The sequence below is a fragment of the Paenibacillus sp. GYB006 genome, from assembly GCF_036577645.1.
Lineage (GTDB): Bacteria > Bacillota > Bacilli > Paenibacillales > Paenibacillaceae > Paenibacillus.
On the sequence record NZ_JARBDA010000002.1, the window covers coordinates 134,596 to 157,876 of the forward strand.

General features: G+C 41.9%; 21 protein-coding genes. 17 read left to right on the forward strand and 4 right to left on the reverse strand.

Annotated elements, in window-relative coordinates:
* Positions 1–2 precede the first annotated feature (2 nt).
* Positions 3–770 carry a thiazole synthase gene (locus PV403_RS06080; RefSeq protein ID WP_213531753.1) on the forward strand — a complete coding sequence of 256 codons (768 nt, stop codon included), beginning with the start codon at positions 3–5 and terminating at the stop codon, positions 768–770.
* Positions 767–1,843, forward strand: coding sequence for a thiazole biosynthesis adenylyltransferase ThiF (locus PV403_RS06085; protein ID WP_283771246.1), 1,077 nt, complete (start codon positions 767–769; stop codon positions 1,841–1,843). The genes PV403_RS06080 and PV403_RS06085 overlap by 4 nt, the downstream gene beginning before the upstream one ends.
* An 81-nt stretch (positions 1,844–1,924) precedes the next feature.
* Here PV403_RS06085 and PV403_RS06090 read toward each other — a convergent pair whose 3' ends face one another.
* Positions 1,925–2,569, reverse strand: coding sequence for a thiamine diphosphokinase (locus PV403_RS06090; RefSeq protein ID WP_213531130.1), 645 nt, complete (start codon positions 2,567–2,569; stop codon positions 1,925–1,927).
* Positions 2,570–2,715: 146 nt separating this feature from the next.
* Between PV403_RS06090 and PV403_RS06095 the strand changes: the two genes are divergently transcribed.
* Positions 2,716–3,375 (forward strand): trimeric intracellular cation channel family protein, encoded by a 660-nt coding sequence (locus PV403_RS06095; protein ID WP_191799474.1) that lies wholly within the window; start codon positions 2,716–2,718, stop codon positions 3,373–3,375.
* Between the two features lie 22 nt (positions 3,376–3,397).
* The gene (locus PV403_RS06100; protein WP_213531132.1) at positions 3,398–3,859 is read left to right on the forward strand and encodes a low molecular weight protein-tyrosine-phosphatase; all 462 of its coding nucleotides are present in this window, start codon (positions 3,398–3,400) and stop codon (positions 3,857–3,859) included.
* Between the two features lie 89 nt (positions 3,860–3,948).
* Here PV403_RS06100 and PV403_RS06105 read toward each other — a convergent pair whose 3' ends face one another.
* The gene (locus tag PV403_RS06105) at positions 3,949–4,683 is read right to left on the reverse strand and encodes an alpha/beta hydrolase (RefSeq protein WP_332083873.1); all 735 of its coding nucleotides are present in this window, start codon (positions 4,681–4,683) and stop codon (positions 3,949–3,951) included.
* A 257-nt stretch (positions 4,684–4,940) separates the two neighbouring features.
* On the opposite strand from PV403_RS06105, the gene pdhA reads away from it, so the two are divergent.
* The 8 genes from pdhA (at position 4,941) to PV403_RS06145 (ending at position 15,795) form a co-directional block, all read left to right on the forward strand.
* On the forward strand, positions 4,941–6,008 hold the full coding sequence (gene pdhA, locus PV403_RS06110; protein WP_213531758.1) for a pyruvate dehydrogenase (acetyl-transferring) E1 component subunit alpha: 1,068 nt from the start codon (positions 4,941–4,943) through the stop codon (positions 6,006–6,008).
* A 151-nt stretch (positions 6,009–6,159) separates the two neighbouring features.
* Entirely contained in the window at positions 6,160–7,140 is a 981-nt protein-coding gene (locus tag PV403_RS06115; protein ID WP_160031907.1) for an alpha-ketoacid dehydrogenase subunit beta, read from the forward strand.
* 30 nt (positions 7,141–7,170) lie between these two features.
* Positions 7,171–8,472 (forward strand): dihydrolipoamide acetyltransferase family protein, encoded by a 1,302-nt coding sequence (locus PV403_RS06120; protein ID WP_332083874.1) that lies wholly within the window; start codon positions 7,171–7,173, stop codon positions 8,470–8,472.
* A gap of 4 nt (positions 8,473–8,476) precedes the next feature.
* Positions 8,477–9,892: a dihydrolipoyl dehydrogenase gene (gene lpdA, locus PV403_RS06125; RefSeq protein WP_160031905.1), complete on the forward strand. Its 1,416-nt coding sequence runs from the start codon at positions 8,477–8,479 to the stop codon at positions 9,890–9,892.
* Positions 9,893–10,106: 214 nt separating this feature from the next.
* Positions 10,107–10,901 carry a thymidylate synthase gene (locus PV403_RS06130; RefSeq protein ID WP_332083875.1) on the forward strand — a complete coding sequence of 265 codons (795 nt, stop codon included), beginning with the start codon at positions 10,107–10,109 and terminating at the stop codon, positions 10,899–10,901.
* Positions 10,902–10,927: 26 nt separating this feature from the next.
* Positions 10,928–11,413, forward strand: a complete 486-nt coding sequence (locus tag PV403_RS06135; RefSeq protein WP_213531139.1) for a dihydrofolate reductase — start codon at positions 10,928–10,930, stop codon at positions 11,411–11,413.
* Positions 11,414–11,801: 388 nt separating this feature from the next.
* Positions 11,802–13,289 (forward strand): glutamate synthase subunit beta, encoded by a 1,488-nt coding sequence (locus PV403_RS06140; RefSeq protein ID WP_213531140.1) that lies wholly within the window; start codon positions 11,802–11,804, stop codon positions 13,287–13,289.
* A 205-nt stretch (positions 13,290–13,494) separates the two neighbouring features.
* Positions 13,495–15,795, forward strand: coding sequence for a type IA DNA topoisomerase (locus tag PV403_RS06145; protein WP_332083876.1), 2,301 nt, complete (start codon positions 13,495–13,497; stop codon positions 15,793–15,795).
* A gap of 71 nt (positions 15,796–15,866) precedes the next feature.
* Here PV403_RS06145 and PV403_RS06150 read toward each other — a convergent pair whose 3' ends face one another.
* Positions 15,867–16,625: an HAD family hydrolase gene (locus PV403_RS06150; RefSeq protein ID WP_213531144.1), complete on the reverse strand. Its 759-nt coding sequence runs from the start codon at positions 16,623–16,625 to the stop codon at positions 15,867–15,869.
* Positions 16,626–16,661: 36 nt separating this feature from the next.
* Complete coding sequence (locus PV403_RS06155) at positions 16,662–17,579, reverse strand: winged helix-turn-helix domain-containing protein (RefSeq protein WP_213531146.1); 918 nt, start codon at positions 17,577–17,579, stop codon at positions 16,662–16,664.
* Positions 17,580–17,796: 217 nt separating this feature from the next.
* On the opposite strand from PV403_RS06155, the gene PV403_RS06160 reads away from it, so the two are divergent.
* The 5 genes from PV403_RS06160 (at position 17,797) to PV403_RS06180 (ending at position 23,268) form a co-directional block, all read left to right on the forward strand.
* Positions 17,797–18,969, forward strand: a complete 1,173-nt coding sequence (locus PV403_RS06160; RefSeq protein WP_249716932.1) for an MFS transporter — start codon at positions 17,797–17,799, stop codon at positions 18,967–18,969.
* A gap of 90 nt (positions 18,970–19,059) precedes the next feature.
* Positions 19,060–19,785: a phosphonate ABC transporter ATP-binding protein gene (locus PV403_RS06165; protein WP_213531148.1), complete on the forward strand. Its 726-nt coding sequence runs from the start codon at positions 19,060–19,062 to the stop codon at positions 19,783–19,785.
* Positions 19,785–21,146: a hypothetical protein gene (locus PV403_RS06170; RefSeq protein WP_213531150.1), complete on the forward strand. Its 1,362-nt coding sequence runs from the start codon at positions 19,785–19,787 to the stop codon at positions 21,144–21,146. The genes PV403_RS06165 and PV403_RS06170 overlap by 1 nt, the downstream gene beginning before the upstream one ends.
* Positions 21,143–21,838: a response regulator transcription factor gene (locus tag PV403_RS06175; RefSeq protein WP_332083877.1), complete on the forward strand. Its 696-nt coding sequence runs from the start codon at positions 21,143–21,145 to the stop codon at positions 21,836–21,838. The genes PV403_RS06170 and PV403_RS06175 overlap by 4 nt, the downstream gene beginning before the upstream one ends.
* Positions 21,838–23,268, forward strand: coding sequence for a sensor histidine kinase (locus PV403_RS06180; RefSeq protein ID WP_332083878.1), 1,431 nt, complete (start codon positions 21,838–21,840; stop codon positions 23,266–23,268). The genes PV403_RS06175 and PV403_RS06180 overlap by 1 nt, the downstream gene beginning before the upstream one ends.
* Positions 23,269–23,281 lie beyond the last annotated feature (13 nt).

Genomic DNA, 23,281 nt, shown 5'->3' on the forward strand with positions numbered 1-23,281 from the left:
TGATGTTAACGATAGGTAAATATAATTTTCATTCTCGGCTATTGCTCGGAACAGGTAAATTTGAGAATCTGGATGTACAAGGAAAGGCAGTTGAAGTTTCAGAAACAGAGATTCTTACGTTTGCAGTACGCAGGCTTAATTTGGATAAGAAAAACGAAGCTCATTTTCTAGACCAGCTCGATCTCACGAAATATACATTATTGCCTAATACAGCAGGTGCAAAAACCGCCGAGGAAGCTGTACGAATTGCAAGGCTCGCGAAAGCTTCAGGTCTATGTGATATGATAAAGGTTGAAGTCACCCAGGATGAACGAACACTGCTTCCTGACCCATTAGAAACGGTAAAAGCATGTGAAATCCTGCTTACGGAAGGCTTTATCGTCCTTCCGTATATATCGGATGATGTCATTCTTGCCAAAAGACTTGGAATGATGGGTGTCCATGCACTTATGCCTGGAGCGTCACCTATTGGTTCTGGACAAGGCATTAATAACCCAAGAGCACTTGAATTTATTATAGAACAAGCGGCTGTCCCTGTTATCATTGACGCAGGAATACGTTCACCTCGCGATGCGGCGTATGCCATGGAACTAGGTGCGGATGCGGTGCTTCTAAATTCAGCTGTATCTGGCGCAGGCAATCCGGTCGTGATGGCAGAAGCGATGAAATATGCAGTCTGGGCAGGAAGGAAAGCATACGAGTCCGGGATGATTCCCGTGAAACGGTATGCTGCAGCAAGCAGTCCGCTGGAAGGGATGTTTGAAAATTGAACAAAGAAGTTTTTTCTACTCATAAAAACGAAGAAAAGATAGAAGCTCAGCATCATGAACGATACTCAAGGCAGGAGCTTTTTACTCCGTTTGGAGCCGAAGGTCAGAAGAAATTAATGGACAGCCATGTGCTTATTATCGGTGCGGGTGCACTAGGCACAGGGATCGCTGAGACGCTGGCAAGAGGAGGCGTAGGTCACCTTACGATCGTGGACCGCGATTATGTGGAGTGGTCTAATCTGCAAAGACAGCAGCTGTATAATGAAGATGATGTGAAACAGCGGCTTCCAAAAGCGGTGGCAGCCCAGAAACGGCTGCAGGCTATTAACTCTGAAATTACCATTGATATTCATGTTATGGATGCAGGGATTGATGAACTAGATGAATTGATCGAGGCTGCAGACTTAGTTATGGATGCGACTGATAATTTTGATACAAGGCTTATTATTAACGACCTGGCTGTGAAATATGGTACTCCATGGATTTATGGGGGCTGTGTTGGCAGTTACGGAATTACCTATACCTTTATTCCCGGCAAGACCCCGTGTCTAAATTGTCTGCTGGGGGAAGTTCCGCTTGGCGGGGATACATGTGATACTGCGGGGATCTTACCTCAGACGGTACAGATGGTAACGGCTAATCAGACAATGGAAGCCTTTAAATGGCTGAGTGGAAATGATGATGCGATGCGTAAAAAGTTATTATCTTTTGATATGTGGCGCAATGAATATACATCGATTGGTGTAGATCGAGCTAAAAATCCTGCATGTCTTTCTTGCGGAGCGGAACGCACATATCCCTATTTAAATGCTGCTAATAACGATAGGTCTGAGGTGTTGTGCGGACGGGATACGGTACAAATACGGCCTGCTCGTAAATTAGAGTGGGATCTGGAGCAGGTTGCAGAGCGCCTTCGCAGACTGAATCAAGGCAAGGTAGAGAGCAATCCTTTCCTGATTTCTTTTCAGCTGGATGCGCAGCGGATGGTTATTTTTAAAGACGGGCGGGTTCTCGTACACGGTACAAAAGATAAAGCGGCTGCAAAAACGTTGTATCATCGTTATTTCGGATAATTCTTATTAAATAGCATTCATCAAAAAAACCATTCACAGTGCTGTGAATGGTTTCTATTTTTACATGTGAATTATCTGTAATTACTCATCTTTACTCTGAATAACCAAGAGTAATCCTTCTTTTATGGTTATGGTTCCTGTTTCATGCAGCAGCCGATTACTGATCCCAAGAGATTCACCAATAGAGAGTACGGCATCATGAAGTGTGTACATAAATCCTTCGAGTGTTATTCCTGTAACCTCATTTGACAGAGGGATGAGTGATACATAAGGAAAATCATTTCGCGAAACGACATGTACCGAATCTGTTACTGATATACGATTATGTCGATTCCGGATTGAACACGTAATGCCGCGCTTCAACACTTTAGACAGAATCTGAATATTAGCGAGTGTATGGTCCAGTCTTGTTCCGATTGCGCCCAAAATGATAATTTCCCCAGGCTCCATTTTTATTGCATATTCTAAAGCCAATTCAGTATCAGATAAATTTTTGTTAATCGGGTCACAACTAACAAATTGTTTGCTGCTCTGCTGTATTTTACGAAGCTGCTCCTCTGTTACCGAATCAAAGTCTCCTGCGGAGAGATCAGGTGTAATTCCATGCTGAACCAGGAACCATGCCCCATAATCAGCACCAATGACGGTGTCTCCCGGCTGTATTTCTTTGATATCACTTTCTTCGAGTGAGCCTCCCGTAAAAATAATTACTCTTCCTATAGTCATTCTGGCACCTTCTTGAATGTGAGTTCATTACTATCCTTGAGTATATAGGACATTTTCTTGTTGCACAATCTGCCAAAAGTCTTCTACAATGTAAAAAGTGTGTTAATAAAATGACTTATAAGGTGAGGTTAGAAGCCGCAGTGGATATGAGTGTTTTTGAAGTGTTCAGTATTATAGGAACGATTGCTTTTGCGATGTCGGGAGCTTTTGTTGCCATGGAGGAAGATTACGATATCTTAGGCATTGTGGTACTCGGATTGGTGACGGCCTTTGGCGGGGGCGTAATCCGGAACGTTCTTATCGGAGTTCCTGTTACAACGCTCTGGAGTCAGGGCACCTTAATTATGCTTGCACTTATTTCTATTGCGATTGCCTTTGTACTGCCTATTCCATGGATTGGTCATTGGAAAAAAACAGAGATGTTTTTTGATGCGATTGGGTTATCTGCTTTTGCTATTCAGGGTGCGCTTTATGCTACAAAAATGAATCACCCGATCAGCGCGGTTATAGTAGCAGGGGTTCTGACCGGTATTGGCGGTGGTATTATTAGAGATTTGCTCGCAGGACGGAAACCGATGGTCTTAAGAGATGAAATTTATGCGGTGTGGGCAATCATGGCGGGACTTCTTATTGGACTGGGTATGACGAACAGTACAACGAGCCTGCTCATTCTTTTTACAGTAGTTGTTATGCTGAGAATGCTATCTGTGCACTATAAATGGAAGTTGCCTAGAAGATCTCTAAGACCAAGTGAAGAAGTGATATTAGAGGCTGGTGCTAACAACCATCAAACGAAAAGTTTATAAGGGTAGGAGATAGGAGAGAGATATGATACACGTTTTGTTTGTCTGTTTAGGTAACATATGCAGGTCGCCGATGGCGGAGGCGGTACTGCGGCATAAAATTGCAGCTCGTCATCTGGATGGTAAAATAGCAGTGGATTCTGCAGGCACGGGGGATTGGCATATCGGTAAACCTCCTCACGAAGGAACAAGCTCATTACTAACTTCTAAAGGAATCACATATGAAGGTATGACCGCGAGACAAGTGAAAGAAGAAGACTTTGTTACATTTGATTATATTATTTGCATGGATGATTCAAATGAACTCAATCTTCGCAAACTACGGGGCGCGGAAAATGCCAAGATTATAAAGTTTATGGATCTGCTTCCTGATGAGCAGGTTAGAGAAGTACCGGATCCTTATTACACAGGCAATTTTGATGAAGTGTACCGGCTTATTGATCTTGGGACGGAAGTATTGTTGAAGCAAATTATAGAAGAAAATTAACATGAAAAAGCCGGCTCTGTGAGCCGGCTAATATCATGATTTTAATGAAAGCGATATCATTAGGCCTGTATGAGTTGTTATACCTGTAATCAACCTTTATTGAGGAAGTGGATCAATGCATCGGGTAATTCATTTTGCCAAAAACCCCATTGATGCTTACCGTCTTTTTCAGCATAAGTTACCGCAGCACCTCGATCTTCTAAAAGTTTGCGAGTTTTTCGGTTTAGATCTACAAAATCATAAACGCCCGTATCGGCTTCGAAATCTCTTTCTTGCAGTCCGACAATCATCCAAATTTTAAGCCATGATAAATCGTTTGCTTGCGCGTATATTTCCTGCGACTCTTCATAAAAAGCACCAGACATACTGATGACTTTGCTAAACAGGTCTGGATACATCAAGGCCAAGTGCAGCGATACACTTCCGCCAAGCGAATCGCCAGCCAGAATACGTTCGTCTTTAGAGCGGCGAACCGGATATTTTGCTTCGATGAAAGGAATAATCTCTTCTGCAAAAGCAGAAGTGTACTTATCAAACAGGCTGCCAAAAGGAGCATATTCCTGCGTTCGAACTTTCACATTAACTTCGACACCGACGATAATAAAAGGTTCAATGCCTTCATCAAGAATAAGGCGGTTTGCCGTTGTAGCGATCCGGCCAAAGTTAAAAAATTCTTCGCCATCCTGACAGTAAACAACAGGATAACTTAATAATTCATTGTAACCAGGCGGGAGATAAATGCGAAGATTACGTGTTTCATTCAAAAATTGACTGAACATTTCTTCTTTTAAGATGGTTCGTTTTAAATATCGAGAATCCGTCATGATTTGTCACCTTTTTCGTTTATTTTTGCAATCATCTTAACAATAAGATAAGATTAAACGTAAGTGCTTACGTTGTACAAGCAATGATTCTAGCATGAAGCTGTTATACCAATTTATAATACCTGTTATATAAACAAAAAAAGACAAAAGTTAAAAAAATCAACGTTTATCTTTGACGTATGTACCAAAACAGGTGTATAATAATTCTATAACAGCGGAACTTGATATTCAAATTTTTTGTTGAGGTGAAGAAAAAAATGAGCAAGGTTCCTTACGAAGTATATACAGAGGAAGTAGAAGCTCTTTCTGTATTGTCTCCAGACGGTGAAATCGTTAATAAAGAGATGATGCCAGAGCTTTCCGATGATCAATTGAAAGAAATTATGTACCGTATGGTATTTACACGTACTTGGGATGATCGCGCAGTTAACCTGGGCCGCCAAGGACGTCTTGGATTCTACGCACCAGTATCTGGTCAAGAAGCTTCCATGATCGGTAGTGAGTTTGCACTTGAGAAAGAAGACTATGTAGTACCGGGTTACCGTGATATTCCGCAACTCGTATGGCACGGACTTCCACTTTATCAAGCATTCTTGTATTCCCGCGGTCACCAACACGGTGGTCAAATTCCAGAAGGCGTAAACGTAATGATGCCGCAAATCATCATTGGTGCACAAATTCTGCATGCAATGGGTATTGCAATGGGCTTCAAATTGAAAAACCAAAAGAATGTTGCAATCACTTATACAGGTGATGGCGGTTCTTCTGAAGGTGACTTCTACGAAGGTCTTAACTATGCAGGCCGTTTCAAACTGCCAGTTATTTTCTTTGTACAAAACAATGGTTATGCCATTACAACACCTTTCGCGAAACAAACAGCTGCTCTGTCTATCGCACATAAAGCAGTTGCAGCAGGTATCAAAGGCATTCAAGTTGATGGAATGGACGTTTTCGCAGTAATCGCCGCTGTTAGAGAAGCTGCAGAACGTGCTCGCAACGGAGAAGGCGCAACTTTGATCGAAGCTTTGACATATCGTTACCGTCCGCACTCCTTGTCTGACGATGCTTCTAAATATCGTACGAAAGACGAAGAAGGCGAATGGAATGAAAAAGATCCAATCAATCGTCTTGCTAAATACCTTGAGAAAAAAGGTCTTTGGACTGAAGAAGATACAGCTCGCGTGAAAGATGAAGCGAAAGCGAAAGTGAACGAAGAAATCAAACGCGCTGAGAAAACAGAAAAAATGACAATCTCTGGTCTGATCGACAGTATGTTCGAACACACACCAAAACATATGGAAGAACAAAAAGCAGATTTCGAATAATTTCGAAATTCGGTAAAGGCTTTTTATAGAAGTGTTTGCCACAGAATTTGTGGCTGGACCCTGATCCTTGTAACTGCTTGTACATATCAAGCTGACAAAGGTCGCTGGGTGGTCATAGGAACTGTTAAATGTTTAAGGAGGAAATGAAGCAATGGCACAAATGAACATGAAAGAAGCGATTCGCGATGCAATGCGCGTAGAGCTCAAACGCGACCCGAATGTCCTGGTTTTCGGTGAAGACGTGGGTAATGTCGGCGGTGTATTCCGTGCGACTGAAGGTCTTCAAAAAGAATTTGGCGAAGAACGTGTATTCGATACACCGCTTGCTGAGTCTGCGATCGGCGGTCTTGCAGTAGGTCTTGGTGTTACAGGTTTCCGTCCTGTTGCTGAAATTCAATTTGTAGGATTTATCTTTGAGGCACTTGACCAAATTGCGGTTCAAGCTGCACGTATGCGTTTCCGTTCAGGCGGTCGTTACAACTCCCCAATCGTGTTCCGTACACCTTTTGGCGGCGGCGTAAAAGCAGCTGAACTTCATACAGATTCTCTGGAAGGTTTGCTTACGCAAACTCCGGGTATTAAAGTAGTAGTCCCATCTAACCCTTATGATGCAAAAGGTCTTTTGATCGCGTCTATTCGTGATAACGATCCTGTATTCTTTATGGAGCATTTGAACCTCTACCATGCGTTCCGTGCTGAAGTACCTGAAGAAGATTATGTGGTTGAACTTGGTAAAGCGAATGTTGTTCGCGAAGGTTCTGATGTAACCATCATTACCTACGGTATGATGGTTCATACATCTGTGAAAGCTGCAGAAGAACTGGAAAAAACAAAAGGTATTAAAGTAGAAGTTATCGATTTGCGTACAATTAGCCCAATCGATATCGATACAATCTTGGCATCTGTTAAGAAAACAAACCGCGCAATCGTGGTTCAAGAAGCTCAAAAGAGTTCTGGCGTAGCTGCTGAAGTCATTGCACAAATCAATGAAAAAGCAATTCTACACTTGGAAGCTCCTGTTCTTCGTGTTGCGGGTCCAGATACCGTATATCCATTTGCGCAAATCGAAGACGCTTGGCTTCCTACACCTAATCGCATCATTGCAGCAGTGAACAAAGTACTCGAATTTTAATTAGGGATTTAAACTAGGGAGGTAATACAAGTGGCAAAATTTAATTATAAATTCCCTGAACTTGGGGAAGGTCTTCACGAAGGCGAAATCATCAAAATGCACATCAAACCAGGTGATAAAGTTACTGACGACGATATCATCATGGAAGTTCAAAACGACAAGGCAGTCGTAGAAGTACCTTGCCCTGTTAACGGTACAGTTCAAGAAGTATTCGCAAAAGATGGCGACATCTTTAACGTTGGCGCAATTGTAGCGGTAATTGATGCTGAAGGCGAAATTCCTGAGCAAGACGAAGAAGAAGCTTCTCAAGAAGCAAATGCTGCACAAGGCGGAGCAGACACTACAGATTCCCCTGCAAGCAGCAGCCCAAGCGAAGCAAAAGAAGGCGGAGAGCAAGGCGTTTCCACAGCTTCTAGCAAAGAAGTTTTGGCAACACCTAGCGTTCGTAAATTTGCTCGTGAACAAGGTGTGGACATCTCTGAAGTTACGGGAACTGGCAACAACGGTAAAGTAACAAAAGAAGATGTAGAAGCATTCAAAAATGGCGGCGGTAAAGCAGCAGCTACTCCTGCGAAAGAAGAAGCAGCACCAGCAAGTGCTCCTGCAGCAAGCGCTGGCGTTAGCACTCGTGCGGAAGAAGAGCGTGTACCATTCAAAGGAATTCGTAAAGCAATTTCTAATGCAATGGTTAAATCTGCGTACACAGCACCTCACGTTACAATCATGGACGAAGTAGATGTAACTGAACTTGTTGCATTCCGTACTCGCATGAAACCAATCGCTGAGAAAAAAGGTACAAAAGTAACTTACTTGCCATTTATCGTAAAAGCACTCGTTGCAGCAACTCGTGAGTTCCCTGTAATGAATGCAATGATCGATGAGCAATCTAATGAAATTGTATACAAAAAATACTACAACATCGGTATCGCTACGGATACAGATAACGGACTAATTGTTCCAGTAATTCATGATGCAGATCGTAAGAGCATCTGGATGATTGCTGACAGCATCCGTGACCTAGCAGCACGTGGTCGTGACGGTAAATTGTCTGCTAACGAAATGAAAGGCAGCACAATTTCTATCTCTAACATTGGTTCTGCTGGCGGTATGTTCTTCACTCCGATCATCAACTTCCCAGAAGTTGCGATTCTTGGAACTGGACGTATTAGTGAAAAAGCAATCATTAAAGATGGTCAAGTAGTTGCAGCTCCAGTAATGGCTCTGTCCCTAAGCTTTGACCACCGTATTATCGATGGTGCTACAGCTCAAAACTTTATGAACTACATTAAATCCCTGCTCGCTAATCCCGAGTTGTTGGTAATGGAGGTATAATAATATGGTAGTAGGCGACGCTTCTCTCGATATTGACACTCTAGTCATTGGTGCAGGCCCTGGTGGTTATGTAGCAGCAATTCGTGCGGCTCAGCTTGGTCAACAAGTTTTGATCGTTGATAAATCAGAACTCGGCGGTGTATGTTTGAACCGTGGTTGTATTCCTTCCAAAGCATTGATCTCAGCAGCTCATGCTTTTGAAAATGCAAAACATGCTGATCAATTCGGCGTAACTGCAGAAAACGTAAAAGTGGACTTTGCAAAAACTCAAGAATTCAAAAACGGTGTTGTTAAAAAGATGACTGGCGGCGTTAGCGCTCTTCTTAAAGGCAATAAAGTGGAAGTATTCAACGGTGAGTGCATGTTCATTAATGAAAACGAAGCGCGTGTATTCAACGATCATGAATCTCCGCGTTACCGTTTCAAAAACGCAATTATTGCAACAGGTTCCCGTCCAATTGAACTTAAACCATTCCCATTTGGCGGACGCATTCTGTCTTCTACAGAAGCTTTGAACCTGCAAGAAGTACCAGCTAGCATGATCGTTATCGGCGGCGGCTACATTGGTGCTGAGCTTGGTCAAATGTACTCCAAATTCGGAACGAAAGTAACCATCATCGAAGGTATGGATACTGTTCTTCCTGGATTTGATAAAGACATGACGAACCTTGTTGCGAAAAACATGAAGAAAACAGGCATCGAAATCGTAACAAATGCAAAAGCAGAATCTGCTGAGCAAACGGATAAAGATGTAACTGTTAAATATAGCGTTAACGGCGAAAGCAAAGAAGTTACTGCAGAATACCTGCTTGTAACGGTTGGTCGTCGTCCAAACACAGATGGTGAGCTTGGTCTTGACCTGATCGGTGTTGAAACTGACGAGCGTGGTTTTGTTAAAGTTGATAACCAAGGCCGCACAAACCACAAACACATCTTCGCAATTGGTGATATCGTAGCAGGTCTTGCACTTGCACATAAAGCTTCTTACGAAGGTAAAGTAGCAGCTGAAGCGATTGCTGGAATGCCTTCCGTAGTGGATTACAAAGTAATGCCAGCGGTAGTATTTACAGATCCTGAATGCTCCAGCGTTGGTTACACTGAAAAAGAAGCGAAAGAAAAAGGATATAAAGTTAAATCCGGTAAATTCTCTTACGCAGGTAACGGTCGTGCCGTTTCCCTTGGACATCCTGAAGGTTTCGTGAAGCTTGTTGCTGAAGAAGACACAGGAATCGTACTAGGCGGACAAATCGTTGGTCTGGAAGCTTCTAACTTGATCGCTGAAATCGGTCTTGCTATCGAAATGGGTGCTACCCTTGAAGATATCGCATTGACTATTCATGCGCATCCAACACTTGGTGAAATCGTGATGGAAGCATCCGAAGTGGTTCTGGGTCATCCAATCCACACAATGGTTCGCTAATCTCTTACGAGTTTAAGTAATTCATTTAAACAGCATAGTTTGCTTTGGAGGCAAGAGGCGGTCATTCGTCTTCTTTGCCTCTTTTTTTTGCTGAAACGAAAGTGGTTCACGTATTCACGTGTGAAAATTGTGATAATATGAAGAAGTAATCATTATGTTTTAAAGGAACAAGGAACAAGGAACAAGGTTATAAAGGAAAGGGGTTAGTCTTAAAGTGAAAGTCTATCAAGAGCTGCTTCAAGATATTATGGAAAACGGTGTAAAAAAAGAAGATCGTACAGGTACAGGGACGATCTCAGTATTTGGCCGTCAAATGAGATTTGACCTATCAAAAGGATTTCCGCTCGTTACAACGAAACGTATTCATTTAAAATCCGTCGTTCATGAACTGTTATGGTTCTTAAGCGGTGAGACGAATATTAGATACTTAAAAGAAAATGGTGTACGCATTTGGGATGAATGGGCAGATGAGAACGGTGATTTGGGACCCGTCTACGGTTCGCAGTGGAGAACGTGGAAAACACCTGAGGGCACATTTATTGATCAAATCTCGAATGTTATTGATTCCATTAAAAATAATCCGGATTCACGGCGTCATATTGTAAGCGCATGGAATGTAGCAGAGATCGATAACATGAAATTGCCTCCATGTCATTTTGTATTTCAGTTTTATGTAGCTGGAGGCAAGCTGTCATGTATGCTGACGATGCGTTCCGTGGATACATTCCTTGGGTTGCCTTTTAATATTGCAAGCTACGCGTTATTAACACATATGGTAGCTCAGCAGTGTGGTTTAGAGCCGGGTGACTTTGTTTGGTCCGGTGGAGATGTGCACATTTACATGAACCACTTGGAGCAGGTAGAGACACTTTTATCCCGCGAACCATATGATCTTCCTAAACTCGTAATCCACCGGAAGCCGGAGTCTATTTTTGATTATAAATATGAAGATTTTGAATTTGTAGATTATAAGTATCATCCGACGATTAAAGCACCGGTTTCTGTATAAATTCTATTATTTATGGAGGTGAGCTAATGAGCATAAGCATGATCTGGGCCATGGGCAAAAACGGAGTAATCGGAAAAGATAACGGCATGCCTTGGCGACTTCCTAAGGATATGGCTTTTTTTAAGGAACAAACAACAGGACACACCGTCATCATGGGACGAAAAACATGGGAATCCTTTAATGGCAAACCGCTTCCTAACCGCAAGAATGTAATCCTCTCTCGTAAAGAACAAACCTTTGATGGGGCTGATGTGATCCATTCCGTAGAGGAAGGGGTAGAGATGGCGAAAGAACAGCCGCTATTTGTCATCGGAGGAGCAACCGTATATACGGCTTTTATGCCATATGCTGATCGATTGATCGTTACCAGAATTAATGAGACTTTCGACGGTGATACGTTTATGGAAGATGTGGACTTGGAGCAGTGGGAGTTGGCTAAAGAGATCGCCGGAGAAAGAGATGAGAAAAATCCATATGATTATACCTTTCAATTTTATGAGAGACGTTCTTAATCTTGGTCTTTTAAAAGTTCCTAGCTTGTAGAGACGTAAATTCCCCATTTTATTTTGTGTTTACCTTCATAAAAACTATCTATCATGTTATGTAATCAATATGCAGAATAATGCAAATTATTATTCTCAAAATCCATTTAATATTTGTGATTCTGAATGCTAATATAGTTGAAATGTCAGCACTTGCAGGAATACTTAAGCCATTTATGATGGATCTCTAGTGTGAATGCGCCCCGACTGTTGTATAACCTAAAGTACAAATTTTCTTTTTGTGATACAATAATCAAAAAAATGATACATGGACTGTCAACTATAGTGCAATTGTTCGGATTTTAGCATGAATAGCTCGATAATGTTGGGCAGATGAAAATGGATGGGGGAACGTAACATGTCTACACCAACTGGATTTATGGAGTACAAAAGACAACTTCCGGCGGATCGACCGCCTGAGGATCGTATTAAAGATTGGGAAGAGTTCCATAAACATATGTCAGAGGAAGAACTAAGAACACAAGGTGCCCGCTGTATGGATTGTGGAACTCCCTATTGTCATGCCGGGGTTGATATGATCGGAGGAACATCCGGTTGTCCGGTTCATAACTTAATTCCCGAGTGGAACAATCTGGTGTATCGTGGACTATGGAGAGAAGCACTTGACAGGTTACACAAAACGAACAATTTCCCTGAATTTACAGGCCGCGTTTGCCCAGCTCCTTGTGAAGGTTCATGTACAGTTGGCCTTATCAGTCAGCCGGTTACGATCAAGACGATTGAGGAAGCAATTATTGAAAAAGGTTTTGAAGAAGGATGGGTAGTTCCAAATCCTCCTGAGAAACGTACGGATAAACGAATTGCTATCGTAGGCTCCGGGCCCGCTGGACTCGCTGCTGCTGCACAACTTAACAAAGCAGGTCATAACGTTACTGTCTATGAGCGTGCTGACCGTATCGGCGGTCTGTTAACGTACGGTATTCCCAGCATGAAACTGGACAAAGGGGTAGTGCAGCGCCGAGTAGATCTGCTTGCGGCAGAAGGAATTACTTTTATAACGAATACAGAGATCGGCAAAGATATTTCATCGGAAGAACTGGTGAATCAGTATGATGCGGTTGTCCTTTGCGGCGGAGCAACCAAACCTCGTGAATTTAACATTGAAGGCAGTCAGCTGAACGGAGTTCACTACGCTATGGATTTTCTGAATGGAACGATCAAAAGTTTGCTCGATACAGGACTTGAAGATGGAAACTACATTTCGGCAGAAGGCAAAAAAGTGATCGTCATCGGCGGAGGCGATACCGGTTCTGACTGTGTTGCGACTTCGCTGCGGCATGGGGCAAAAAGTGTAACCCAATTTGGTACACACGAAAAGGCACCATTGGAACGCGATCCCCTTATGAACCCATGGCCGCAATTCCCGAATGTATATACACTCGATTATGCTCAGGAAGAAGCAAAAGCACTTTTTGGTAATGACCCTCGTGAATTCTCGATCATGACCACGAAATTCGTGGGTGACGAGGATGGAAATCTAAAGGAACTTCATACGATTGAAATTCAGCGTATTGTCGATGAGACCGGTCGCAAAATCTATAGACCGATCGAAGGAACTGAAAAAGTATTTGAAGCGGATATGGCCCTTATCGCGATTGGTTTTGATGGGCCAGAGCAAATGATTCCTCAGCAGCTGGGACTTGAAACAGATCGTCGTTCGAATGTGAAAGCACGTTATGGCAAATACAACACGAACGTAGATAAAGTATTTGCAGCCGGCGATATGAGACGTGGTCAAAGCCTTGTGGTATGGGCAATTAATGAAGGACGCGAAGCGGCCCGTGAAGTGGATAAATATTTGATGGGTTCTACTGTACTTGCATAAGGAAAAAAAGTGGAGTTTAATTTATATAGTTAAAAATAAATGAAGAGAGTCTCTTAGAGAAGTTTACATTTCTAAGAGACTCTTTTTTATTACGAAACCTCAATTTTTCTGTTATAATGAGGTCTACTTAGAAGCAAGGAGCTTCCGTCATTACTTGAGGGGAGCTCCTTTTCGCTTCGCTAGGGCTACAGGGAGGAACGGACGCATGAAAACGCTGATTATCGCGGAAAAACCAGATATGGGACGCACTATAGCGGCGGTCGTTGAACCGCGTGCCAAAAACAATCGTACGTATCTTGAAGGTGAACAATATATCATAACTTGGGCCATCGGTCATCTACTGGGGCTTGCACAGCCAGAAGCTTATGATAATAAATATAAACGGTGGAGTATTGATGATCTGCCGATTATTCCAGATCGATTCAAGATTACACCTAACCCAAGAACAAAAGACCAACTAAAAGTGATTGGAGAGCTCTCGCGCAAAGCGAATTTGATTATTAATGCTTGTGATGCGGGGAGAGAAGGACAGTATATTTTTGATCTGATCCAGCAACAATTGAAGCTGAGTCAACCTGTCAAACGATTATGGATTTCGGATCTGACTCCGGAGAGTATAAAAAAAGGGTTCGAACAGCTACATGATGCTTCGGAATTTGAACATTTAACGGAAGCTGCAAGAGCTCGCAGTGAAGCGGACTGGCTGATTGGCATGAATGCATCCAGAGCATTTACAACAAGACATAATACACTGCTTTCCGTAGGAAGAGTACAAACCCCTGTACTTGCGCTAATCTATGACCGGGAAAAAGAAATAGAAGCTTTCGATTCTCTCACCTATTTCGAGGTTTCAGCTTTATTTGAGCAGGAATCTACGGATTATCAGGGCATATGGCAAGGTGAACGATTAACTTCTGCTGAGAAAGCGCAAGAGATTGCGGATAAAGTAAAGGGCAAAACAGGGAAGATCGCTAAATATGAGGTGAAAAATTCGAAAGAGTATCCTTATAAACTGTATGATCTGACTCTATTACAAAGAGAAGCGAATGCGAAATTTGGATATCCAGCAAAAAAAACACTCGATATTGCACAAGCCTTATATGAAAAACATAAATTGATATCTTATCCAAGAACCAATTCGAACTATGTTACGGAACAGAATATAGATGGTATGCAAAAAACACTACAGTTGTTAAAACATACACCGTATGCCGAATTAGCAGAGAAAGCAAATCCGTCCCTTGTACACAAGGGAAATAAAAGTGTATGCAATCCGCAGAGAGTGGAAGATCACCATGCGATTTTGCCAACGCTGAAGAAGCCAGGAACACTTAGCAAAGATGAAGGACAGATCTATGATTTAATTGTACGCCGGTTCTTATCACACTTTTATCCGCCAGCAGAATATAAACTGCATACCGTATATACCGAAGTGGAAGGTCATACATTTAAGACGAACGTTAAAGAACTGCTTTCGTTAGGTTGGAAAGTGGTGCAGCCTTCGGAAGATAACCAGGCGAAAAAACGCAAGACAAAAAAGGGTGGGGAAGAGGAAGAACCCGAAGAACTTATTTCGGTTCCTTTTCAGGTAAATCCCGATCTGCCTGTGCAGTGTACAAAGAGTGAGATGAAAGAGAAACAAACGAATCCGCCGAAAAGTTATACAGAAGGTACCTTGCTAAAAGCAATGGAAAGTGCGGGTAAGCAGATAGAGAATGAGGAGCTTCGAGATGCCATGAAAGATGCGGGCCTCGGAACACCAGCAACGCGGGCGGCTACGATTGAACGGCTTAAACAAGTCGGTTATATTACGATGCAAGGCAAGAAGATGCTGGTTACTCAAAAAGGGAAGATGGCCATCGAACTCATTCGAAGTGCAGGCGTCGATCTGCTAGCTTCCCCGGAAATGACTGGACAATGGGAACGCAGACTGAGTCAGATCTCTAAAGGAGAAGCTGCGCAAGATAAATTTATGGAGAACGTGAAGCGATTTACGATATCCATTATTGAAAAAGTTCGGGTTCAGAAACCAGCTCCAAAAGATGCTTTTGGTGATGAGGATACAGCTAGTAAAGGGAAGAAGGCAGCGGGAACTCGGACAAAGAATCGAACAAGTTCACCAGCTGGGCAGCCTCGCTCCCAAAATAGTACAAGCCGGGGTACTTCTTCTGCGGATAGATCCGTAGCAACAACCAGTACAAACCGTACAGGAACTGCTGCAACCGTGCGTACTGCACTAGGTTCTTGTCCTCGTACAGGATGCGGAGGGCAGATTATTGAAGGGCGTAAAGGATATGGTTGCAGCCATTTCAAACAAGGATGCGGTTTTGTCATATGGAAAGAATACGCTGGAAAACAAATCTCTCAAAAAATGCTGGAATCTTTACTGAGCAAGGGAAAAACGCAGGTGTTATCTTTTAAAGACAGCAGGGGGACCGTAACAAAGTCGAAGATTATACTAAATGATCCGGTGACTGGAAAGTTATCACTTGAACGGCAAGAGTAGTACATGTAATCAAACATGAATGATAAAAGAAGGACTGACCTTGGTGGTATTCCATGTCAGTCCTTCTTTTATTATTTTAAATGAGATTGTTGCTTAATATACTCCGAAATAATCTTCGGTACATGAGTAAGGTCTTTAATCGTATAAAGGGAATAGTTCTCTGGCTTATTTAATTCGATCAGATTGTACTTCCACTCCATATCTTGCTCGATGTATATAGCATGGACTCCTGCCGTGAGAGCAGGTTCAATATCTGTACGAAGAGAGTTGCCAATCATCCACGTATTTTTACGATCCATTTGCCCTTCGCTTACAATTTTTTCGAAAGCTTCAATGTTTTTATGGCGAGTAATATAAATTCGATCTTCAAAATATTCACCGAGCTTCATTTGATCAATCTTACGTTGTTGAATCATTTGCTCGCCGCCAGTATATAGGTGAAGCGTATGGCCTTGATCAACGAGATACTCTAAAGTTTCAACCATACCTGGATAGGCTTCAATCTCCTGATCATATACACTCATTCCAAGCTTCTGAAGTTGTGCTTGTTCATTCGTATCAATGGGACGATTTACCTTTTTAGAAAAATAGACGTAGGTGTCAATTAATGACTGAGGGAAATGCTGACTTGCAAAACCAAAAATGGCAACCCCGGATACATCAATCTCCATTTGCTTATTTCGAATTTCCTCTACGGTAATTTGGTAATCACAGAACCATTCTTGCATCAGTTCGAGGAATGCTCCGAGTGTAAGGTTAAAATACTTATTGCAATGAATGAGCGTGTCATCAAGATCAAATATGATTTGCTGTTTTATATTGGATTTCATAGAATCTCACTCCTTATTTCTCTAGTGATGTCGATGTCATAACCTGATATAAGATTCCAAATACATGTTCAGTTCCGATAATCCATCAGGACGCACACAGTACTTCTCACTTTGCTCTTGACCCAGATGTGTTTGCAGAAGACCGGACACTCGTAGTGACATCAGATGAGGTCTGAGTTTGTCTTCTGTTTGTCCAAGTTCCTCTGAAATTTGTTGTAAGGATTTGGGCTTATTAGAGATATATCGTAAGAGCTGGAGCCGTTCGGGACTTGAAATCGCTTCGGTCAGACGAAGTAAACTGATAGGCGGCTCGTCCTCCCGATGTTCAGGCACATCTACAGGATATTGAATTAATAACATACCTTTATAAAAACAATACATATTAATAGGCCGATTATGAACGGTAGGGAAAAGTATGATTTTTTGAAGATCAGGCATCTCCTCGACCATTAACCCTGAAGTAGCATAATCAATCAATTGGTCGGGACTCATTTTTGTCAGGAGGAGCTCTTTCTCTGAACTGTCTTCCTCAATTAATTTCCGAAGTTCTGGATTCAGATGTTGAAAATAATGCTCATCCCACATTTTAAGTAAAGGTATGTAGTCATCACGAATGCGTAATGTTTCCGCAAGAGTCATATCTGGAAGGATATGATGAACCTGTTTCCACAGCTTTTCGGCAGGTTTTGTGCCGAGTTCATTAAGAAATGGCTCAACTTCACTCGTTGTCTCTCGTAGTGCTGTCCAGGCATACAAAACATCATAATCGCTAAAGGGCCAGTTAGAAGCTTCTTTCAATAATTCACGAACTTCTTCCTTTAGTGTGCTATCTACGGTGTGAATCCATTCAGGCCCGATATCTAGGCTCTGAACCCATCTTCTAGTTACATAGACCATAAAGCTATTCAGCAACTCGTATATGGGAGTAACGTCTATTTTCACCTGATAACCCATCTGTATGAACAGACCTCCTATCACAGGTATAAGCTTACTATACAAAAACAAAGTATTCATACTATTATCGCTTGTGTTTAGCTGTATTGTCCACTATAATGTTGAATACTTTGTAACCCGTTTCTGAATGAATAAGCATATAATAGAAGATAGTTACAGGTCGTCAGAAATGACGATTTTTTATTTTGTCATGGGAGCATAGGAGGGAAAAAATGTTTTGAGTAAGGCAACTGGGGCAATACGACAGGAAGGTTCTAAGGCGCATTTTAGTATTCTCATTGTAGTTATTATTGTAGCTGGTCTAAGTCAAGGTTTGCTTTTGCCTGTTCTCTCTATTTTTATAGAGCAGATGGGTGTCTCCTCCAGTATAAACGGTTTAAATGCCGCAGTCATGTACATAGGCTCTTTTGCAATGACACTGGTAGCTGAGCGGATTTTAGGGGCGGTAGGTTTTAAGAAACTAATCGTTTCTGGTCTTATTATCGTTATGATTCCGCTCATGTTGTTTCCACTCATTCCTGATCTAAGACTTTGGTTCTTATTACGGTTTTTGGTTGGGATCGGAGACAGCGCCCTCCATTATTCAACTCAGTTATGGGTACTGCTGGTCACTCCGGCAGCTTCTCGGGGTAGAAACATATCGATATACGGAATGTCTTATGGAATTGGATTTAGTATAGGTCCCCTGGGAATTAAGCTCCTAGGATATGGACAGGTTGTACCGTTTGCTATTCTTTTTTTCTTAATGTTAATCGTTTTGTTATTTGCTTTGAAATTACCGGATACCCGGCCTGAGAAAATAATGAATGAAGGAAGCGGAACCGGGAGATACCGTCGCAGCTTTATTTTAGCCTGGTATGCACTCATTCCAGCATTCTTATATGGGTATATGGAATCGGGCATGAACAGTAATTTCCCTATCTATGGACTTCGTATCGGATTTAGCGAGAGTGATATCTCTACATTACTTCCTTTTGTAGGGATCGGGGGACTGCTTCTTCAATTACCGCTTGGAGCTTTAAGTGACCGGTTTGGAAGAAAACGAATTCTTATGATCTCAGGAATCGTAGGCGGACTTTTATTTATGCTTATCCCCTCAGCAGGGACACAATTTTGGCCAACCTTATTACTACTAACTATAGCTGGAGGACTTGTTGGTTCGTTCTTTTCTCTGGGCCTTGCTTATGCAGCTGATATTTTACCTAAAAATGTGTTGCCGGCTGCAAACGTTGTGGCTTCTTTTCAGTTTAATATAGGGAGTATTATTGGACCTAATCTCGGAGGGATTATGCTTGGACTGGGTGCTCCGGGCGGCATGTTCTGGCTGCTGGGCGCATGTTATCTCTTGTTTGGAATGGCCGGGTTTTTCTTTAAGCAGAACAAATCATAAAGAAAGAACATTTGTTCGCATGGAAAATCTACTCTATTTCCAATAAACTAAAGATATACATTCTACGGATAAGAGGAGATATAAACGTAAATGATCAGAGTAGAGCAATTGGCAAAGGCCGTTGGTTCAGATAAGATTCCCGTTTTGAAAGAAATTAGCTTTGATCTGCAGCAAGGCGAGTTTATTGGCATTGTCGGTGGAAGCGGAAGCGGTAAAAGCACTTTGTTACGATTGTTGGCTCTTAAAGAAAGTTGGGACCGTGGAAAATTCAACGTGCATGGTACAGATATTTTCAAAGCTGGGTATGCTGGTAAAAAACAGATTAAACGTGAGTGGGCTTATTTAGAGCAGAATCCAGAATTATTTACGAATAAAACAGTTCTCAAAAATGTACTCATCGGAAGATCGGGACAAACACCTTGGTGGCGTATGCTGACAGGTATGGTTCGGTCTGATGATTACATGGGTGCTATGGATGTGATAGAGAGTGTCGGGCTTCTGGACAAAGCCCATATGAAAGCTGGACAACTTAGCGGCGGTGAACGTCAACGTGTTGCTGTTGCCAGGGCTCTAACCCATGGAGCGAAAGTAATTCTAGCGGATGAACCTGTTATCGGTCTTGATCCGAAATCAGCAGATAGTGTACTTGAAAATTTCAAGAAGCTATGCGAGGAAGAGAATATGACGGTGATTGCAGTGCTGCCCATCGAACTTGCAGAACGTTATGCTACTCGGATCTGGGGGCTTTCTGAAGGAAGGCTCGCGTTTGATATTCGTGGCAGACGACTTACATTATATGAGAAAAACAAGATTTAATGAATGAGAAGAGTGATCTGGTGCAAATCATAAGAAATTCACATAAACTTTTCTTTCTGGGTGCGATGCTGCTTTCTATATTTTTGATTAGTGGCTGCGGCAATGGACTGGATTCCTTCAATGATCCAAAATCACTTATGAAGACTCCGCAAATGACAACAGAAAGAGAAAATCTACTCAGTGTTATTCAAGGAGAACTTCCTGAAGGTTCTACGATTACCCAGCCCAGAGAGATGTCAAATAAGATTATTCAAAAAGATTTAAATAACGATGGCGTAATGGAGGCAGTTGTTTTTTATGATCTGCCTGATGATCCTGAAGTGAAGATTCGAGGAATGCTGCTTGAGAAGCAGGGAGATACATGGGTCAAGAAATTGACTTTTGATGGGATAGGTTCAGTTCTTAATTCCTTTCGTGTACAAGAGATAACAGGGGATGAAGGACTCGAAATTTTGGCTGGATTCTCAAGCGGAGTAGAACAGAATGCGCAAAACTGGCTCGTCTCCTACACGTATAAAGGTGGAACTCTGCAGAAAATTTTGGAGATGCCTTATTCAAAATACGTAATTATGGATGAATTTCGTAATCCTATGGATTTAAATGGTGATGGTATTCATGACCTCACAATCATGAATATCCTACCGACGACAGGACAAGGGACGATAACGGTATATCAATATAACGATGGAAGTTTTGAAGTGCTCGACAAAATGACGATTGATACGAAGATGCGGGATTTCTATAATGTATCAGCAGGAAAGATATCGAAAAACAAAACAGGGATTATTCTGGATATCGCGCTTGATGCTTCGAATTCCTATTCTGATTTAATCTATATGGAAGATAATCAATTGGTTGAGGCTTTTAAAGGAACAGATATTACGTTTAAACCTAGAAAGATATTAAGTGAAGATATCAACAACGACGGTATTGTGGAATTCGGTTTGCTTGAAGAACCGCCGGGTTGGGAACATTTTGTAGATAGTGAAAAACTATACTTCTATTCTTTTTATCAATGGAATGGTGAAGATGGCCTAACCTTTATAATGCAGCAATATCGGGATGATCAAGATCGTTTTTATTTCAACTTGAAACCCGAGCAATATGGGAATGTCACACTTGACACGAAGTCAGTCAAGGATAAATATTTACGCTTTAAATTGGCAGATACCGATGAAACGGTTGCTGAGATTCAGTTTTTCTCACTGGACAGCTGGGAACGAGTAAAAGATGAATGGAAACAAATCGTTCGTTCTAGTAATCAGGTAATAGGATACAGATTGCCAAAACAAGCAGGTCAAAACACACCAAGTAATAATTTACTTACAGATCCGCAACAGGAAGGAATGATTATAGAATGAGTAAAGTACTGATTATGGAAGATGAGGAGTCTATCCGCAGTTTTATCGTACTAAATTTAAAAAGAAATGGATTTGACGTCTTGGAAGCGGCGGATGGTCTTGAGGCAATGAAGATCATAAATGCCGTAAGTGATATTGATATTGCGCTTCTTGACGTCATGGTACCTGGGATTGATGGGTTTGAAGTGTGCCGCCGTATTCGTGAAACCAATGAACGAATCGGGATTATCTTTTTAACAGCAAAAGTTCAGGAGCAGGATAAGGTATATGCTTTATCTGTTGGGGCTGACGATCATGTAAGTAAACCTTTTAGTCCGACCGAGCTCATTGCACGTATACAGTCTTTATTGCGCCGAGTGAATGTGCACCGGGAAACAGCGGCCAAAGTTACCTTTGAATCAGGTCCATTCTCTCTTGACCTAATCTCCAAGCAGTTTAAAAGAAATGGGCAAGCCATTGAACTCACACCGACTGAGTTTTCTCTTGTACAATTCTTCCTTGAAAAAGAAAACACTCCTCTGAGCCGGGATGTACTTCTGGATCATGTCTGGGGTAAAGAGTACATGGGTGATCCTAAAATTGTAGATGTAAACATAAGACGACTACGTCAAAAAATTGAAGGCAACCCTTCTGAGCCGGAATTTCTCCAAACGGTTTGGGGGCATGGCTACAAGTGGAAAGGTAGAGCTTAATGATGAAAGGCATTCGCAGGCAAATTGTGCTGCAGTATTTTATTCTTGTTCTGCTTGCGCTGCTTTTGATTGAATCCATCTTTCTGGTTGCGATGCAGAAGTATTACTACGACAGTATATATAACTACATTGAGTCTAACTCTAAAAATGTAATCAGATATTACAATTCATCATTTATAGACAGCAGTAACGAGAGTTCGTTCATATCCAATCTGATGTATTATCTTAAACTCGAAAATACATCGCTTGAAATTCTGGATACGGAGGGCCGAGTTCTTGCTCTTTCCTCTGGTTTTGAATCGGATCGGGTAGTCCAGACAAGTGATGTCCCGCAGGCTCTTAAAGGCAGTACGGGTCGTTGGATAGGTAAAGACGTGATCACTGGTGAGTCTGTTATGGCGGTATCCACCAAAATAGATTACGGTAACGATAATGTATATATTGCTCGGTATGTAACAAGTATGGAGCGAGTGAATGATGCTCTAGTAGATATTTTAGTATGGTCAGGACTGATCGTTGTAGGGGTGCTTGTGCTTGTCTTTACAATTAGTATTGGGCTGGCGAATTCCATTGTAAGACCGATCAATATCATTACAGCCGCCTCGGCAGAGATGGCAAAAGGCCGCTTCGATGTCCGAATTGAAGGGGATTATAAATATGAGATTGGTGAACTTTCTTCTACCTTAAATTATATGGCTGAGGAAATTGTACGCAGCAATCAGGTGAAGGATGATTTCATTTCATCCATTTCTCACGAACTTCGTACTCCGCTGACAAGTATAAAAGGATGGAATGAAACACTCGAATCAGGCGGGTATGATCCGGAAGAAACAAAAATGGGTCTTAAAATAATTTCAAAAGAAACCAACCGCCTCATTGGGCTTGTTGAAGAATTGCTCGATTTCTCTAAATTGCAACAAAATGAGATGAAGATGGTCAAAGGCACGGTTAGCGTTCGTGAAGTTTTGCAAGAAATCATGCTGAATGTATGGGCTAAAGCAGAACAAAAACAGATCAAACTTAGACTCAGTGCAGAAGAGGAAGATTATTTAATTATTGGTGATGGCAACCGATTAAAACAAGTGTTTCTTAACGTCATTGACAATGCAATTAAATTCTCACATATGAATACATGGATCGATATTACGATAAAACGTGAGCAAGATCAGGTAGTTGTCATTGTTCAAGATACAGGAATCGGGATCAGCGAAGAACATCTTGAACGTGTAAAAGATCGATTCTATCAAGTGGATCACCAACATGGCGGAACAGGGCTGGGACTGGCTATTAGTCAGCAGCTGATTGAGCTTCATGGCGGTACGCTTCAGATGGAAAGTGAACTTGGAAATGGAACAACGGTGACGGTCAAACTCCCTGCTTTAACCCAGGAAGAACACTTTGAATCGGATATAGATCCTGAGGTAGTCTAAAGGGAAGAGGTAG